The following is a 15,778-nucleotide window of genomic DNA, read 5'->3' on the forward strand; positions in this document are numbered from 1 at the left end:
CCGCAGAAAGACCCTGTCGCGCACACCTGACGTTCGTGCGTCCGAACGATGCTGTGCCGAGATCATTCATCCGAGCTGGGCAATCGCGTGGCGAACACCGCCGTGATGGTGAACACCCCAGGATTGGAAGGGATTTCACCCCCTCGTCTTCCACGCACAGCTACTCTCGGACCGGCGTCGCTTTGTTACGGAACCGAATCCGAGGAGTTGGCGAAAAAATGACGGTCTCGTCCGAATTGTCCAGTGCGGCGTGGGCCGCGAGTTTGCCGCAGGCACTGCGCGGCGAACTCGCGACTCTCGAAGAGGCGTATTTCCGCCACGTCGACGCTGGCGATGTGGACTGCGCGATCACCGGCATCACTCAAATCTTCCGGCGGCACATGGAGTTGGCCATGCACCGCCCGGCGGACCGGGCTCTGGTCCGGGTGTATCACCCCGACGACGGCTCCGGCCTCGGCGCGGCGGTACAGCTGGTCACCGATGACATGCCGCTACTTGTCGAATCGATCACCTCATCGCTGACCCGGCTCGGTGTCAGCGTGAGCGAAGTGATCCACCCGATCTTCGAGGTGGAGCGCGATGCGGACGGGCTGCTGCAGCACGCCGCACCGCACGAAGTGGACGGCACCAACGGCGCGACCGCGCTGCGCGAGTCGTGGATGCACCTGCAACTGCACCCGTCCACCAGCCGGGCGCTGCTGAGCCGGATCGAATCCGCGATGCCGAACGTGGTCGCCGACGTGCGCCAGGTCATCGGTGACACCGAGTCCATCAAGGACGTACAGAGCAGGCTGGCCGACGATCTGGAACTGGCCGCGAAGTCGGGCACCGCGCCGTTCGCCGACAGCGACCTGGTGGACACCGCGAACCTGTTGCGCTGGCTGGCCAGCGGCAACTTCACCGTGCTCGGCTACGCCCGCTACCAGCTGAGCGCCGAGCAGGGGCGGGAGTCGTCCAACCCGATGCCCGGCACCTGCCTCGGCGTGCTCCGGCCCGACGTGGGCACCGATTTCCGGGTGCCGATCAACGCCGCCGACCGGCCGCTGCTGATGCTGACCCAGGGCCTGGTGCCCGCCACCGTGCATCGCTCGGTGTACCCGTACTTCATCGGCGTCGCCGACTTCGATGACGCGGGCGCCATCGTCGGCGAGCACCTGTTCATCGGCGTCTTCACGGTCACTGCAGTGCACGAGAACGTGCTCGACATCCCGGTGATCGAGCGTCGGGTGCGTTCGGTGATCGAGGAGAGCGGGTTCGACCTGGAGTCGTTCTCCGGGCAGGCGATGCTCGAGGTCATCCAGTCCTTCCCACGCACCGAACTGTTCTCCTCCGACACCGAGACGATGCGCCGGACCGCCCTCGCGGTACTGAACATCGGGCTGCGTCGGCAGGTGCGCCTGTTTCTGCGCGCGGACGGCTATGGCCGATTCGTGGCGTGCATGGTCTACCTGCCGCGCGACCGCTACACCACCAGGGTGCGGCTGGAGATGCAGGACATCCTGGTCCGCGAACTGGGTGGCGTCTCCATCGATTACTCCGCCAGAGTCGGCGAAAGCGACTTGGCCAGTGTGTATTTCACGGTGCGCATGCCGGAGGCCGAGCACGGCGCGCCGCGCTACGCGGCACCGGCCGCGGACACCTCCGAGGCCAACCGGCTGCGCATCCAGGCGCTGCTCGGCGAGGCGAGCCGGACCTGGGAAGACCTGCTGAACGATGAGGTCAGCACCTCGACGATGCTCGACCCCGCGGTGGTGCAGCGCTACTCCGAGGCATTCCCCGACGCCTACAAGGAGGACTTCGAGGCGGGCCGCGCGCTCGCCGACATCGTCCGCCTGGAGCACCTGCGCGACGGCGGCATCGATCAGTACCTGTACCGCAATATCGTGTCCGACCCCGGTTCCTGGCGGTTCTCCCTCTACGTCGCCGGTCCCGGCATCTCGCTGAGCCAGGTGCTTCCGGTGCTGCAGAGCCTCGGCGTCGAGGTCGTCGACGAGCGGCCGTACCAGCTCGAGCTGGAGGCCCAGCCTGGCGACCCGAGCTCCGGCGGCGAACGCTGGATCTACGACTTCGGTCTGCTGGCCCGGCCCGAGTTGCTGCGCAGCGCGCTCGACCGGGACCTGGACGCGGAACTGCTGGAGTCGTCCAAGCGGGCGGCTGTGCTGGAGGCGGAGGTCCGCGGTCTGCGCGAGCGGTTCACCGAGGCGTTCGAGGCGGCCTGGTACGGCCGCGCGGAAGCCGATCCGCTCAACGAACTGGTGCTGCGGGCGCGGCTGCCGTGGCGTGCGGTGTCGATTCTGCGCACCTACGCGAAGTACTTGCAGCAGGCCGGTTTTCCGTACAGCCAGGCCAACATCTCCCGGGTGCTGCTCACCTATCCGGACGTGGCGCGGCTGTTCGTTGACCTGTTCGCGGCCCGCTTCGACCCGGACACCGTCTCGGCCGAGCATGCCGCCGAGCTGGAGGACCAGGTCCGCGGCCGGATCGACGACGTGGTCAGCCTCGACGCCGACCGGATCCTGCGCGCCATCCTCAACCTGATCAGGGCGACGCTGCGCACCAACTACTACGTCACCGATGCCGAGGGCATGCCGCGTGACTACGTGTCGGTGAAGGTGGAGCCGCGCGAGATCAGCGAATTGCCCAAGCCGAGGCCGCAATTCGAGATCTTCGTGTACTCGCCGCGGGTCGAGGGTGTGCACCTGCGGTTCGGTCCGGTGGCCCGTGGCGGGTTGCGCTGGTCCGACCGTTTGGAGGACTTCCGCACCGAGGTGCTCGGCCTGGTGAAGGCGCAGGCGGTCAAGAACGCGGTGATCGTCCCTGTCGGCGCCAAGGGCGGCTTCGTGGTGAAGCAGCCGCCGGCCGCCACCGGTGACCCGGTCGCGGATCGTCAGGCCCTCGGCGCCGAGGGCGTCAGCTGCTACCGCACCTTCATCTCCGGCCTGCTCGATGTCACCGACAACGTGGATCGCGCGACCGGCGAGGTGGTGCCACCCGCCAGGGTGGTGCGCCGCGACGGCGACGACACCTACCTGGTGGTAGCCGCCGACAAGGGCACGGCGACGTTCTCCGATATCGCCAACGACGTGGCCAAGCGCTATGGCTTCTGGCTCGGCGACGCGTTCGCCTCCGGCGGCTCGGCGGGCTACGACCACAAGGCGATGGGCATCACCGCCAAGGGTGCGTGGGAGAGCGTCAAGCGCCACTTCCAGGAAATGGACATCGACACTCAGACACAGGATTTCACCGTCGTCGGTGTCGGCGATATGAGCGGTGACGTCTTCGGCAACGGCATGCTGCTGTCCGAGCACATCCGGCTGCTCGCGGCGTTCGACCACCGGCACATCTTCTTGGATCCGAACCCGGACACCGCCGCCTCCTACGCCGAACGGCAGCGGATGTTCCAGCTGCCCCGCTCGTCGTGGGCGGACTACGACTCCTCGCTCATCAGTAAGGGCGGCGGCGTCTACGACCGCACGGTGAAGTCGGTGCCGATCAGTCCTGAGGTCCGAAAGGCGTTGGGGCTGGCCGACGGTGTCGAATCGCTGTCCCCGCCGGAACTGGTGCACGCGATCCTGCTCGCCCCTGCTCAGCTGCTGTGGAACGGCGGCATCGGCACCTACATCAAGGCGAGCACCGAGGTCAACGCCGAGGTCGGCGACAAGTCCAACGACGCGGTCCGGGTCAATGGAAACCAGTTGCGGGTCAAGGTGATCGGCGAGGGCGGCAACCTGGGCGCGACCGCGCTCGGCCGCATCGAGTTCTGCCGCAGCGGCGGTAAGATGAACACCGACGCCCTGGACAACTCGGCCGGCGTCGACTGCTCCGACCACGAGGTCAATATCAAGGTGCTGCTCGACGGCGTGGTCAGCGCGGGTCAGCTGCCCGAGCCGGAACGCAACCCGCTGCTCGCCTCGATGACCGACGAGGTCGCGCAGATGGTGCTGGACGACAATGTGGCGCAGAACTTCCTGATGGGCATGTCCCGCACCGACGCACCGCAGATGCTGAACGTGCACATGCGGCTCATCGACGATCTGGAAGCGCGCCGCGGCCTCGACCGGGAGTTGGAGGCCCTGCCCTCGGAGGCGCAGCTCAAGCGCATGCTGGAGGAGGGCGCGGGACTCACGTCGCCGGAACTCGCCAATCTCATGGCGCACGTGAAGCTTTCGCTCAAGGCCGACCTGCTCGACACGGATCTGCCGGACAGCTCCTTCTTCGTCACCCGGCTGCCCGACTACTTCCCGACACCGTTGCGGGAGCGGTTCGGCGCCGCGATCAAGAAGCACCGGCTGCGCCGGGAAATCCTCACCACGATGATCGTGAACGAGATGGTCGACTACGGCGGCATCACCTACGCGCACCGGTTGAGCGAGGAGACCGGCGCGACGCCCACCGACTCGGTGCGTGCGTTCGCGGCGGCCACCGAGATCTTCGGGCTGCCGGAGATGTGGGCGCGGATCCGCGCGGCCGACGCCGCCACCGCGGTGCGTGACCTGCTGGAACTGGAGACCAAACGGACACTGGACCGGGCCTCGCGCTGGTTCCTGAGCAACCGGCCGCAGCCGATCGCGGTCGGCGCGGAGATCAACCGGTACTGCCAGGATGTGCAGGCGCTGGCGCCGAAGGTGCCGGGCTGGCTGCGCGGACATCACGTCGCGACGCTCACCGATCAGTCGGCCGAGCTCATCGCCCGCGGTGCGCCGACCGACCTGGCCACCGAGGTGTTCGGGCTGCTCAACCTGTTCCCGCTGCTCGACATCGTGGACATCGCCGACATCACCGATCGCGACGGTGACGAGGTCGGGTCGCTCTACTACGCGCTCAACGAGCACCTCAAGATCGATTGGCTGCTCCAGGCGGTGAGCCACCTCGAACGGGGCGACCGCTGGCACTCGCTGGCTCGGCTCGCGCTGCGCGACGATATGTACTCGTCGCTGCGCTCGCTGACCCTCGATGTGCTCTCCGCGGGTGACCCGGAGGAGAGCGCGGACGAGAAGATTGCATACTGGGAGTCGAAGAACCAGTCTCGGCTCGGGCGTGCCCGGGCCGCACTGTCGGAGTTGTTCGAGTCCGGAACCCACGATCTCGCCACGCTGTCGGTTGCTGCGCGGCAAGTGCGAAGCATGGTGAGTGGGGTGGGCGCCCAATCGGAGGTACCACGTTGACCAGCTCGTTGCATGGTAGCGGGAAGGCGAAGGGCGGCAATGTCGTGCTGCCCAAGCGTTTTCACACCCAGGTCGAGGTCAGGTGGTCGGACATGGATGCTTTCCAGCATGTGAACCATGCCCGCATGGTGACCCTGCTGGAGGAGGCGCGCATCCCGTGGCTGCTCGAGCCGGGTCGGCCGACCGCCGCACTCGGCACCGGTTGTGTGCTGGCCGACCTTCGGGTGCGCTATCGCGGGCAGCTCAGGCACGAGGACACACCGCTCGATATCGCGATGTGGATCGAACAGTTGCGGGCGGTCGACTTCACCATCGGCTACGAGGTGCGGGCCGCGGGTGCGGCACCGGACTCGCCCGCTGCGGTGATCGCCTCCACCCAGATCGCCGCGTTCGACATGTCCGGGCAGCGCCTGCGCAGGCTCACCGAGGCCGAACGCGACTATCTGGCCGAGTGGCTGGACTGATCCGCATCGGTAGTCGCTGGTCGAGAACGGCAGCACAGCCGTGATGGCAGAACAACGCGTATTGCACGTGTCCGATCCGGCGGAGCGGGAGAACCTCGCGACGTTCCTGACTCGGGCGGTGCGGCTGGACCCCGCGGCGGTGGTACGTATCCGCCGCCGCGGGGACCGGTACGTCGCCGCCTGGGTGGCAACGGGTTTCGAGGCGCTCGCGGTCCGCACCATCGTCGGTGAGCTCGGCGTCGACGACGTCACCGTCGGCGCCGACATGGTGCTGGTCGGGCTCGGCGCCGGCTTGCCCATCGATCTCGGCTATTCGATGGATTCCGCATGGCGCGGCGCGCTACCCCCGGTTGACGGTTTTGTGCACATCGACGATGTGCCCGCCCGCACCCTGGTCGAACTCGCCGAACAGGGTGCCCAATTGGCCAAGGAACACGGCAGCAGCCACGGCCCGCCCGCGTCTCTGCTCGACCAGACCGTGCTCACCGTCTCCGGCGCCGACACCCAGGTCCAGGTTCCGATGCGTGTCGTATTCGCCCTCACCGCAATGGATTTCATTCCGCACTCCGGTGACAAGGCCGACTCTCGCCGCATCCTCCCCACCGAAATCGTCCGCGTCCGAGCCACCAACACCTGGCTCCGGATAGACGCCCGCTATGGCTCGGTGGCCCGCCGCCGCGCGGGCAGCATCTCCCTGTCCCCGAGCTGACCTAGCCGCGAAGGCCGAGTCTCGGCGCTGCCGCTATGTGTGGAAAATGCCTTCGGGCAGGCCAATTGCGATCACCGGCGCTCGTCGCGCAGCAAGATCGTCTTTTCGGTGCGTCAGTTCCGTTGCGGGAGGAGCATGTTGAGGTATCCCCTGACAGCGCGGCAAGTGCGGCGACGGCGCGCGACGCACCGACCTCGAACATCCGAAAGACTGCCCATGCGACCCGCAGCACTCACCCATGCCCAGACCAGCTGGGCCCCTGAACTTTTCCCGCCGCTACTGGCCCCCGCGACCGCGCGCCTGCGATCCCGGCTGACGGCGCGCGTCGGTCCCGACGGCGCGGTCCGCGACCCCTGTCACAGCCGAGTGCTGGAGTCCGTGCTGGCGCTGAACCTGCTGGAGCGGACCGGTCTGCAGCCCCAGCGACGGACTCGCCTCGTCGACTATCTGCGCGCGGTGGCCACGACGGACCCACTGGATCGCATCCTCGTCGATCTAGCCCTGACCCGCTCCGCGACCGCAGGTCCCACCGCGGGACTGGCGGAGGTGTTCCTCGCTCGCGCACCCGGCTTCACCGGCGCTCGCAAACACGCCATGTTGGATGCGACCTTCGCCTTATACGACCTACTACCCTGGCGCCCGCTGGACCCGGGCGCCTTCGACCTGACCGGCTTGCACTGTTGGGCAATAGTGCAGGTCACCGCCGTGAAGATAGTTCTCGCCGACGCCGCGGACCGGCACGACCAGATCAGCGACGAGGACGTGCGGATTCTGCTGGAAACCCAACGCCAGAGCCAGGTCTGGGAGGACAACGTCCTCATCCACCTGTGGGCGCTGCACGCCCTGCACCGCCTCCCGCACACCGAGCACGTCGTGACCGAGGGGGTAACCAAGGCCATGGCCCATCAGCGGGACGACGGTGGGTTGCCGTTCGTCGCCAACACCGACACCTGGTGCACCGCCACCGCCGGTGTCGCCCTCGCCGCCGCCCGGGCTCCGCGCGATGTCCTGCACTCCGTCGCCGGGCACCTGGTGTCCCAGCAGCAGCCCGGCGGCGGCTGGTCCTACACCGACCTGGCCTTTCAAACCGACGTCGATGACACCTCGGTCGCCATCCAGTTCCTGGGCACCCTCGACCCGGTCAGGTACCGCGAACCGATTCGCCGGGGCGAGCAATCACTGATGGCGGTCCGCAACCCCGACGGTGGATTCCCCACCTACATCGCCGGTGCCGCGTCGGAAGCCTGCATGACCGCCGCCGCCGTCGACGCGCTCACCCCGAAGTGGCAACGCCACCACGCGGCCATCATCTCCGGGCTCGAGTACCTGGCCGGCCAGCAACGCGAGGACGGGTCCTTCCCGCCGGACTGGTCGAGCAGCCGCCTGCACACCGTCTTTCGCGCACTGCTCGCCAGCACCCGCAATCCTGGCCACCAGCCCGCATACCTGCGGCAGCTGACCAAACGAATCATGACCCTCGTGCTGGACGGGCAGAACGCCGACGGCGGCTGGGGCCAGCAACACGGGGAAACCAGCGACCCGATCAGTACCGCCTACGCCCTCATCGCCGTGTGCCGCCAGGACGACCCGGCACCGGCCGCGCGCGCGGCGACCTACCTGCTGTCCTGCCAGCGTGATGACGGCAGCATCGCCGCCATCTCCGATTCGATAGGGCCGCGACCGCTGCGCTTCACCATTCCGATCCTTGCCGACATTTTCACGCTGCTGGCCCTCAGTCACCTCGACCGACGCATCAATGAGCGTGTTCGGTGATGTTCCCCGCCCACATCGGCCTACCCGAGGCGTCGGCGCGCGTTCCATTTCGGCTCGGATTCGCGGCGGAGGGCGGAGTCCCCGGAATATGCTGGCGCAGTACGTTCTGGCGGGTCGCTATGTGTCGGAGACACATTGATGTGGTGAGGTTGGCAGATTCCTGTGCGGCCGCCCCGAAGAAAGGAGCATCATGTCGGATACTCACGGTCGGTCAGGTCCGCGTTTGCCGGTCACCATCGATACGACCAAACCGCATGAGGCTCGTTTCTACGATTACTGGCTCGGTGGTGCGGACAACTACCCGGTCGATCGCGCGCTCGGCGACCGGATCGCCTCGTACGTCCCCACCATCCGCACGATGGTTCGGCACAACCGCGCCTTCCTCGGTCGCGCCGTGCGGTATGCGATGACCGAACTGGGTATCACCCAGTTCCTGGACATCGGCACCGGGCTGCCGACCGCCCGCAATACCCATGAGGTGGCCCAGGACGTGGATCCGGCGGCCCGCATCGTCTACGTGGACAAGGATCCGCTCGTGCTCGCCCACGCCCGCGCGGTGATGGCAAGTGCCAAGGCGGGCAAGACCGCGTTCATCCACGCCGATCTGCACGATCCCGAGTCGATTCTGGCCGACCCGGCCATCACCGCCACGCTCGATCTCGATCAACCGGTCGCCATCACACTGACCTTGATCATGATGTATTTCCGCGATTCGGACGATCCGCAGGGCATCATCGCGCGGCTACTGGAGGCGGTGCCCGCCGGCAGCAGCCTGACGATCAGTCACCCCACCGCGGATTTCAATCCGACGGCCACGGCGCAGGCTGTGGATGCCTGCGAACGCGCCGGTATAGCCATGGTCCCGCGGACCCGCGCCGAGATCGAAAAGCTGTTCGCCGGAACCGAAATCGTGGAGCCGGGCGTGGTCACGCTCGAGGACTGGCATCCCGAACTCGCCGAGGAGTCGCTGTACGAGGTCGATCCCGATGCCGGACCCGCCTGGATCTGGGCAGGTGTGGGGCGCAAACCTTGAACGACTGCGGTCAGCGGATCGCTGGGTCAGGGGAGGCCTAGCAGGCGCAGTAGGGCGGTGGTCGCGGCGGCGGCCAGGATCACGACGAGGATAGGTTGTTTGCGCCACGCCAGCACGGCGGCGACGAGAACGCCTGCGGGGAGGGCGAATCCGAACTCCCCGGAGGCGGTTGGCAGGGTGGTGACGGCTACCAATGCGGCGATCAGGACGACGGCGCCGACTTCCAATAACCGAATTGTGCGGGGTGGGAAGCGAATACGATCGCGCAATGCTGGACCGGACCAACGAAATGCGTAGGTTCCCAAGGCAAGGGCGATCATGCTGGCGACCAATATCATTCGACACCTGATTCGACAGCGTTCAGTTCGCGATTCGTAACTGCCACTGGCACAGCAGGTTCGGCGATATCTTTCTTTTCCCGATATCGACCGATGCAGAGCAATCCCGAAAGCGCCACCAGCACAGGCATTCCCGCGGGCAAGAATGGCGCGCTGGCCACCGCCGCGGCAGCGCCGACCGCGGCCGCGCGCAACGTCGCGGTGTCCCGCAGCGCGGGAACGATCAGCGCGAGCAGTACTGCGGGAAACACCGCGTCCAGTCCGAACGCCGACGTGTCGGGCACGAAGGTTCCGACCAGCACACCGAGCACGGCGCCTCCCGGCCAGGCGAGCAGCACACCAAAACCGCACGCCCAGTAGGCAGCTCGTTTGCGTTCGGCAGTGGACTGGGCCAGCGACATCGCCACCGACTCGTCGTTCATCAAATGCACACCGAGAAACCGCCGCCACCCGGTGCCGACCACCTCCGGCACCGACAACCCGTACGGCAGATGCCGAGCATTGACCACCAGCCCGGCCAGCAGCGCCGCGATCGGACTACCGCCGGCCGCGATGATCCCGATGAACAGAAACTCCGCACCCCCGGCGAGCACCACCACGCCGAGCACAATCGGCAGCCATGCAGGCAGACCGGTGGTGACCGCGGTCGCGCCGTACGACACACCGATCACAAAAACCGCCAGGCACACCGCCACGATCCCGGAGAACGTATCCCGTCCGAGTGTTCGCCATATCGAACGCATGTAGCTTATGGTGAACATCGCGACCCGATCCGTCAATATGGTTTCCTGTTGAGTGGCAGACCACACGATGGGAGGACAAGTGGCACAGCAGGACTCGCCGACGGGCACACCCCAGGCGGTGATCGCCGCTGCCCTCCGCCGCGAACGCACCCGCGCCGGCCTCTCGCTCACCGAAGTGGCGCACCGCGCGGGCATCGCGAAATCCACCCTCTCCCAACTGGAATCGGGCACCGGCAATCCGAGCCTGGAAACCCTCTGGGCCCTGTGCGTCGCCCTGGACATGCCCTTCTCCGGCCTGCTCGACCCACCGCGCCCGGCCGTCCAGGTGATCCGCGCGGGCGAGGGCCCGGTCGTCGCCGCGGCGGAATCCGATTACCGCGCAACCCTGCTGGCGGCCAGCCCGCCCAACTCCCGCCGCGACCTGTTCCGGATCACCGCCGAACCGGGCCACGCGCGCCGCTCGGACCCGCACATCCCGGGCGTATTCGAGCACGTCCTCCTCGCGAGCGGACGCGCGAAAGTCGGCTTGATCGACGAACCCGTCGAACTGGGCCCGGGCGATTACATCTCCTACCCGGGCGATCTCCCGCACGTCTTCGAGGCACTCGAGCCGGCCACGTGGGCAACCCTGGTGATCGAGTACACGTGAGTCAGGCGGCGCCTTCGCCGAGGTACTGCAACCAGATCGGATCCAGGTCGGCCGTCGTGGACAGCAGCCGCCAGTGCGGCCCCTTCGGTGAGACGAGCGGTGAGCGCAGGGTCCAGCCCAGTTCGCTCAGCATCTTGTCGGCCTTGCGGTGATTGCACGGCGCGCAGCTGGCGACGCAGTTCTCCCAGGAGTGTTCGCCGCCGCGGCTGCGCGGGATGACGTGGTCGATGGTCTCCGCCTTGCCACCGCAGTATCCGCAGCGATAGCGGTCACGGTGCATGAGGGCGGCACGGGTCATCGGGACGCGGGCCCGATACGGCACGTGGACATAGGTGCGCAGGCGGATCACCGAGGGAATGGCGACGGCGGCTTCGGCGGAATGGACGACCGGGCCTTCGGCGTCGTGATGGACGGTGTCGGCTTTATCGCAGATGAGCAGGACGATCGCGCGCCGCGCGGACAAGGCGGTAAGCGGCTCGTAGGTGGCGTTCAGAAGCAGCACCCGGCGCTTCAACCAGCTCGGAGTCTCACTGGGCGGCGATGCTGAGCGGTGCGCATGATCGGGATGACCGTGATGCGCGCCCGGATAATGATCGGACAGGATATGCAGCGGAGTAGCCCCCGAGCCACGATTGTGGACGTCGGCGGGCTGGAGTTGTCGGTGTGTCCGCGCCTCGTGTGACCTGGCGCTGTGCCGCTGCTTCATCTGGACCTCAATTTCATGATTGGCAGGATCATGCTGTTAGCTCGGCAGAGATTGCCACCCAGTTGACCATGGAACGACGGCTATTGCACGGTGATTTTCAACAATGTCCGGTTAACTGTGGCTGAAGAGCCGCCGGCCCGCGATTTACTGCCGCGGAAAACCGCGGTGTGGGCTGCCGATGCCGAGCGCGGGCACAATGGACGTCGGCGCATCCAGCGAATCGAGAGGGTCTATGACTTCGGGCGAGCAGACAGCAGCGGCTTCGGCGGAACAGACGACAGCGTCGTTCTACGAGGCGGTCGGCGGGGCGGACACGTTCCGGCGGATCGTCGCGGCGTTCTACCGCGAGGTGGCGACCGACGAGGTGCTACGCCCGCTCTACCCCGAGGAGGATCTCGGCCCGGCCGAGCGCAGGCTGCGCATGTTCCTCGAGCAGTATTGGGGCGGCCCGCGCACCTACGGCGAGGAGCGCGGCCACCCGCGGCTGCGGATGCGGCACAACCCGTTCACCATCGGTCCGCTGGAGCGCGACGCGTGGTTGCGTTGCATGCGAATCGCCGTGGCGGAGATCGAGCCGGAGCTACTCGATGACGAGCATCGCAAGGCGTTGCTGGACTACCTGGAGATGGCGGCGAATTCGCTGATGAACGCCCCCTGGTGAGGGCGTTTCGGTCGAGAACCGAGTCGGGCCGAGGGTTTTCGGCGCGTCCCGGCAGACGCTGGCAGTTTGCCCCAAGTCGAGATCGGTGCTCCGCCTAAGAGTTTTTGCCGCAAAACTTTGGCACTATTACGTATGTGACTGATACACCCGCCGTACCGGTGCCGGTGGATCGCACCACGCAACCATGGTGGCGGTCGGCCGTGTTCTACCAGGTTTATCCCAGATCCTTCGCGGATTCCGACGGCGACGGAGTCGGTGACCTCGGGGGCGTCCGCGACAAGCTCGGCTACCTCGAGCTGCTCGGCATCGACGCACTGTGGGTGTGTCCGGTGATGACCTCACCGATGGCCGACGGCGGCTACGACGTCGCCGACCCCCGCGATATCGACCCGCTCTTCGGCGGGCTCGCCGCGATGGACGAGCTGATCGCCGAGGCGCACTACCGCAACATCAAGATCACGATGGATCTGGTGCCGAACCACACCAGCAGCGAACACCCCTGGTTCCTCGCGGCGCTGGAGGCCGGTCCGGACAGCCCGGAACGCGCCCGCTACCTCTTCCGTGATGGTCGCGGCCCCGGCGGCGACGCGCCACCGAACAACTGGCCGAGCATCTTCGGCGGTCCCGCCTGGACCAGGGTCACCGAACCCGACGGCACGCCGGGCCAGTGGTACCTGCACATCTTCGCCCCCGAACAGCCCGACCTGAACTGGGAAAACCCCGAGGTAGCTGCCGATTTCGAGAAGACGCTGCGGTTCTGGCTCGATCGCGGCGTCGACGGATTCCGCCTCGACGTGGCGCACGGCATGGCGAAACCGGCGGGCCTGCCCGACATGGCGGAGGTCAAGACCGCCCTGCTCGCCAACGACGACGACGATCTGCGCTTCAACAACCCCGCCGTGCACGAGATCCACCGCCGCATTCGCAAGGTGCTCGACGACTACCCGGACGCGGTGTCGATCGGCGAGGTGTGGGTCAACGACAACGTCCGGTTCGGCGAGTACCTGCGCGCCGACGAACTGCACCTGGCCTTCAATTTCCGGCTGGCGCAAACCGATTTCGACGCCGACGACGTGCGCGCGGCGATCGACAACTCCCTCGCCGCGGTCGCACCGGTCGCCGCCTCGCCCACCTGGACGCTGTCCAACCACGACATCAAGCGGGAGGTCACCCGCTACGGTGACGGCGCGGTAGGGGAGGACCGGGCCCGTGCGATGATACTGCTGGAGCTGGCACTGCCCGGCTCGGTATTCATCTACAACGGCGCGGAATTGGGCCTGCCCAACGTGGATGACCTCCCCGACGCGGTGCTGCAGGACCCGGCCTGGGAGCGCTCCGGGCACACCGAACGCGGTCGCGACGGCTGCCGGGTACCGCTCCCGTGGGAGGGCACCGCACCGCCGTTCGGCTTCACCACCGGCACACCGTGGCTGCCGATGCCCGCAGACTGGGCCGTCCGCACCGTCGAAGCGCAACTCGAGGAGCTCGGCTCCACCCTCTCGCTGTATCGGATGGCCATCGAATTGCGTAGCCTGCGACCGGAATTCAGCGGCATGCGGATCGAGTGGTACGGCAGCCCGCTCGGCTGTCTCGCCTTCCGCCGCGAGGGCGGCCTGGTCTGCGTGCTGAACGCGTCGAAGGCGCCCACCCAGCTGCCGCCCGGCGATGTGCTGCTGGCCAGCGCGCCGCTGGAGGGCGGTCAACTGCCGCCGAACGCCGCCGCCTGGCTGGTCTGACTCGACACGAAGCACAGTGAGTGTGACCAGAAGAGGAACTACTACACAGCATCGTCTACCGTTGGACCGTGAGCATTCTCGAGACTGTGCTGGTCTTCCTCGGCATCCCGCTGGTGATATACGGCGCGATCGCCGGATTGACGTATCTCGGTAAGCCACTCGCCGGTTCGAAGCCCGCCCACTACGACCTCGGTCAGCAGTGGACGTCGGAGCCGGTGCTGTGGAGTGCGACCGACGAGGTGACCTCGACCGGTCATCATTCGGCCGAGTCGTCGCATGGTCATCATGCGGCGATCGAGGCCACTCAGGCGGAGCTGATCGGAGGCCGGGCAAGTGGCAAGTTCTAAGTGGCCCGCGGTGGTCGAAGCCGACCTGCCGCACGGGTATGTGGTCACCACCAGCGGACGCGTCTCCGGCGTGCACGAGGCCGGCGATGTGTTCCGGGAGGCCCCGTTCAGCGATGACGAGCGGCTCGCCATGGACAACGTGCTGACCGAGGCGACTCGCGCGACCAAGGTGCGGTTCAACGTCTACATCGGCGATCTCGGCGCCGATCCGGCCGCGGGTGTGGACGCGATCTTCCCGTCGACCCCCGAGGCGGCGCGTTCGGTGCTCATCGCCGTCTCGCCCAACGACAAGGCGATCGAGGTGCGCTCCGGCCGCGACGTCGCCGACCGTGCGAACGACCGGGTCTGCCAGCTCGGCGTCACCGCCGCGTCCAGCTCGTTCCGGCAGGGCCAGCTGATCGACGGCCTGGTTTCCGCAGTCCGCGTGATGGCCGCAGCGATCGGCCGCTGACGCCTTCCGCCCACGCGGCGGAGTCACGAGCAATGCTTCCGGCGCGCTCACCCATGCGGGTGAGCGCGCCGGTGGCGTTTGCGGGTCGCTATCCGGCTAGACGCGGAAAATTTTCTGTTCGCTAGCACCACATTTGGGGGTTGTCGCCGTTCGCGCGAAACAAGGACGGTGGTGGGGTGAAAATTCTTGTGACAGGAGCAACCGGGAACATCGGACGTATGGTCGTCGACCACCTGCTCGCGGGCGGTGCCGACGATGTCAGAGCACTGACCAACCATCCGGAGCGAGCCGCGCTGCCCGCGGGCGTCGAGATCGCCGAGGGCTACCTGGGCCGGGTGTCGTCACTGCCCGCCGCGTTCGAGGGCGTGGACCGGATGTATCTCGCGCCGATGCTGGAGACCATCGACGAGGTCATCTCGCTGGCGAAGCAGGCGGGCATCCGGCACATCGTCGATCTGTCCGGCGAGGCGCATTGGACGCCGATCGCGCAGGCGGTCGAGAAATCCGGGCTGGAATGGACGCACCTGTTCGCCGGTGACTTTCTGGACAACGCCACAGTCTGGGCCGAACAGATCCGCGCGTCCGACGAGATCCGCGACCCGTACCCGGAGGTCGAGAGCGTCCCGATCGCCATGGGCGACATCGCCCGTGTTGCCGCGAAAGTTCTACTCTCCGAAGGCCACAACGGCCAGACCTATGAACTCACCGGCCCGGAAGTACTCACCCGAGCCGACCGCATCACCCAGATCGGCACCGCCCTCGGCCGCACTCTCACCGTCCGGCAGGTCCCCGCCGACGAGGCGGTCCAGATCTTCGCGCGAACCATGGACACCGCCGAGTGGTACGTAGAAATGACCGGCTCGATGGTCGGCTGGCGTCCCGAGCCGACCACCACCATCGCCGACCTCACCGGCGCTCCCGCCACCACCTTCGCCCAGTGGGCCGCGGCGAATACCGACAAGTTCCGCTGATTCCGGAGTACCGGCGACCTCCGCAGACATGA

14 protein-coding genes are annotated in these 15,778 nt (G+C 67.1%); 11 read left to right on the forward strand and 3 right to left on the reverse strand.

The window, feature by feature from the left end; translation table 11 throughout:
• The first annotated feature begins 218 nt into the window (after positions 1-218).
• The 5 genes from ABZ942_RS41240 (at position 219) to ABZ942_RS41260 (ending at position 9,144) form a co-directional block, all read left to right on the forward strand.
• Positions 219-5,165 (forward strand): NAD-glutamate dehydrogenase, encoded by a 4,947-nt coding sequence (locus ABZ942_RS41240; protein ID WP_357391712.1) that lies wholly within the window; start codon positions 219-221, stop codon positions 5,163-5,165.
• 8 nt (positions 5,166-5,173) lie between these two features.
• A complete protein-coding gene (locus tag ABZ942_RS41245) occupies positions 5,174-5,629 on the forward strand; it encodes a thioesterase family protein (protein ID WP_357391748.1) in 456 nt (151 codons plus the stop codon).
• A gap of 43 nt (positions 5,630-5,672) precedes the next feature.
• Positions 5,673-6,338: a hypothetical protein gene (locus ABZ942_RS41250; RefSeq protein ID WP_357391713.1), complete on the forward strand. Its 666-nt coding sequence runs from the start codon at positions 5,673-5,675 to the stop codon at positions 6,336-6,338.
• 216 nt (positions 6,339-6,554) lie between these two features.
• The gene (locus ABZ942_RS41255) at positions 6,555-8,111 is read left to right on the forward strand and encodes a prenyltransferase/squalene oxidase repeat-containing protein (RefSeq protein WP_357391714.1); all 1,557 of its coding nucleotides are present in this window, start codon (positions 6,555-6,557) and stop codon (positions 8,109-8,111) included.
• A 190-nt stretch (positions 8,112-8,301) separates the two neighbouring features.
• Positions 8,302-9,144 carry an SAM-dependent methyltransferase gene (locus ABZ942_RS41260; protein ID WP_357391715.1) on the forward strand — a complete coding sequence of 281 codons (843 nt, stop codon included), beginning with the start codon at positions 8,302-8,304 and terminating at the stop codon, positions 9,142-9,144.
• Between the two features lie 26 nt (positions 9,145-9,170).
• On the opposite strand, the gene ABZ942_RS41265 is transcribed toward ABZ942_RS41260, so the two are convergent.
• On the reverse strand, positions 9,171-9,482 hold the full coding sequence (locus ABZ942_RS41265) for an AzlD domain-containing protein (RefSeq protein ID WP_357391716.1): 312 nt from the start codon (positions 9,480-9,482) through the stop codon (positions 9,171-9,173).
• Positions 9,479-10,225, reverse strand: a complete 747-nt coding sequence (locus ABZ942_RS41270; protein ID WP_357391717.1) for an AzlC family ABC transporter permease — start codon at positions 10,223-10,225, stop codon at positions 9,479-9,481. The genes ABZ942_RS41265 and ABZ942_RS41270 overlap by 4 nt, the downstream gene beginning before the upstream one ends.
• Positions 10,226-10,304: 79 nt before the next feature.
• Between ABZ942_RS41270 and ABZ942_RS41275 the strand changes: the two genes are divergently transcribed.
• The gene (locus ABZ942_RS41275; protein WP_357391718.1) at positions 10,305-10,874 is read left to right on the forward strand and encodes an XRE family transcriptional regulator; all 570 of its coding nucleotides are present in this window, start codon (positions 10,305-10,307) and stop codon (positions 10,872-10,874) included.
• Position 10,875: 1 nt separating this feature from the next.
• On the opposite strand, the gene ABZ942_RS41280 is transcribed toward ABZ942_RS41275, so the two are convergent.
• Positions 10,876-11,580: an HNH endonuclease gene (locus ABZ942_RS41280; RefSeq protein ID WP_357391719.1), complete on the reverse strand. Its 705-nt coding sequence runs from the start codon at positions 11,578-11,580 to the stop codon at positions 10,876-10,878.
• A 232-nt stretch (positions 11,581-11,812) separates the two neighbouring features.
• Here ABZ942_RS41280 and ABZ942_RS41285 point away from each other — a divergent pair, with 232 nt between their 5' ends.
• The 5 genes from ABZ942_RS41285 (at position 11,813) to ABZ942_RS41305 (ending at position 15,746) form a co-directional block, all read left to right on the forward strand.
• Positions 11,813-12,241 carry a globin gene (locus tag ABZ942_RS41285; RefSeq protein WP_357391720.1) on the forward strand — a complete coding sequence of 143 codons (429 nt, stop codon included), beginning with the start codon at positions 11,813-11,815 and terminating at the stop codon, positions 12,239-12,241.
• Positions 12,242-12,375: 134 nt separating this feature from the next.
• Complete coding sequence (locus ABZ942_RS41290) at positions 12,376-13,977, forward strand: alpha-amylase family glycosyl hydrolase (protein WP_357391721.1); 1,602 nt, start codon at positions 12,376-12,378, stop codon at positions 13,975-13,977.
• 68 nt (positions 13,978-14,045) lie between these two features.
• A complete protein-coding gene (locus ABZ942_RS41295) occupies positions 14,046-14,324 on the forward strand; it encodes a hypothetical protein (protein ID WP_357391722.1) in 279 nt (92 codons plus the stop codon).
• Positions 14,311-14,775: a DUF5130 domain-containing protein gene (locus ABZ942_RS41300; RefSeq protein ID WP_357391723.1), complete on the forward strand. Its 465-nt coding sequence runs from the start codon at positions 14,311-14,313 to the stop codon at positions 14,773-14,775. The genes ABZ942_RS41295 and ABZ942_RS41300 overlap by 14 nt, the downstream gene beginning before the upstream one ends.
• 176 nt (positions 14,776-14,951) lie before the next feature.
• Positions 14,952-15,746 (forward strand): NAD(P)H-binding protein, encoded by a 795-nt coding sequence (locus tag ABZ942_RS41305; protein WP_357391724.1) that lies wholly within the window; start codon positions 14,952-14,954, stop codon positions 15,744-15,746.
• Positions 15,747-15,778: the final 32 nt, after the last annotated feature.

The organism is Nocardia sp. NPDC046473 (genome assembly GCF_040645995.1).
Taxonomy (GTDB): domain Bacteria; phylum Actinomycetota; class Actinomycetes; order Mycobacteriales; family Mycobacteriaceae; genus Nocardia.

Excerpts from the sequence above, each read along its gene's own strand:
- ABZ942_RS41285 (WP_357391720.1), top strand. The coding sequence starts at position 11,813 with ATGACTTCGGGCGAGCAGACAGCAGCGGCTTCGGCGGAACAGACGACA.
- ABZ942_RS41265 (WP_357391716.1), bottom strand. The coding sequence starts at position 9,482 with ATGATATTGGTCGCCAGCATGATCGCCCTTGCCTTGGGAACCTACGCA.
- ABZ942_RS41255 (WP_357391714.1), top strand. The coding sequence starts at position 6,555 with ATGCGACCCGCAGCACTCACCCATGCCCAGACCAGCTGGGCCCCTGAA.
- ABZ942_RS41280 (WP_357391719.1), bottom strand. The coding sequence starts at position 11,580 with ATGAAGCAGCGGCACAGCGCCAGGTCACACGAGGCGCGGACACACCGA.
- ABZ942_RS41260 (WP_357391715.1), top strand. The coding sequence starts at position 8,302 with ATGTCGGATACTCACGGTCGGTCAGGTCCGCGTTTGCCGGTCACCATC.
- ABZ942_RS41250 (WP_357391713.1), top strand. The coding sequence starts at position 5,673 with ATGGCAGAACAACGCGTATTGCACGTGTCCGATCCGGCGGAGCGGGAG.
- ABZ942_RS41240 (WP_357391712.1), top strand. The coding sequence starts at position 219 with ATGACGGTCTCGTCCGAATTGTCCAGTGCGGCGTGGGCCGCGAGTTTG.
- ABZ942_RS41270 (WP_357391717.1), bottom strand. The coding sequence starts at position 10,225 with ATGCGTTCGATATGGCGAACACTCGGACGGGATACGTTCTCCGGGATC.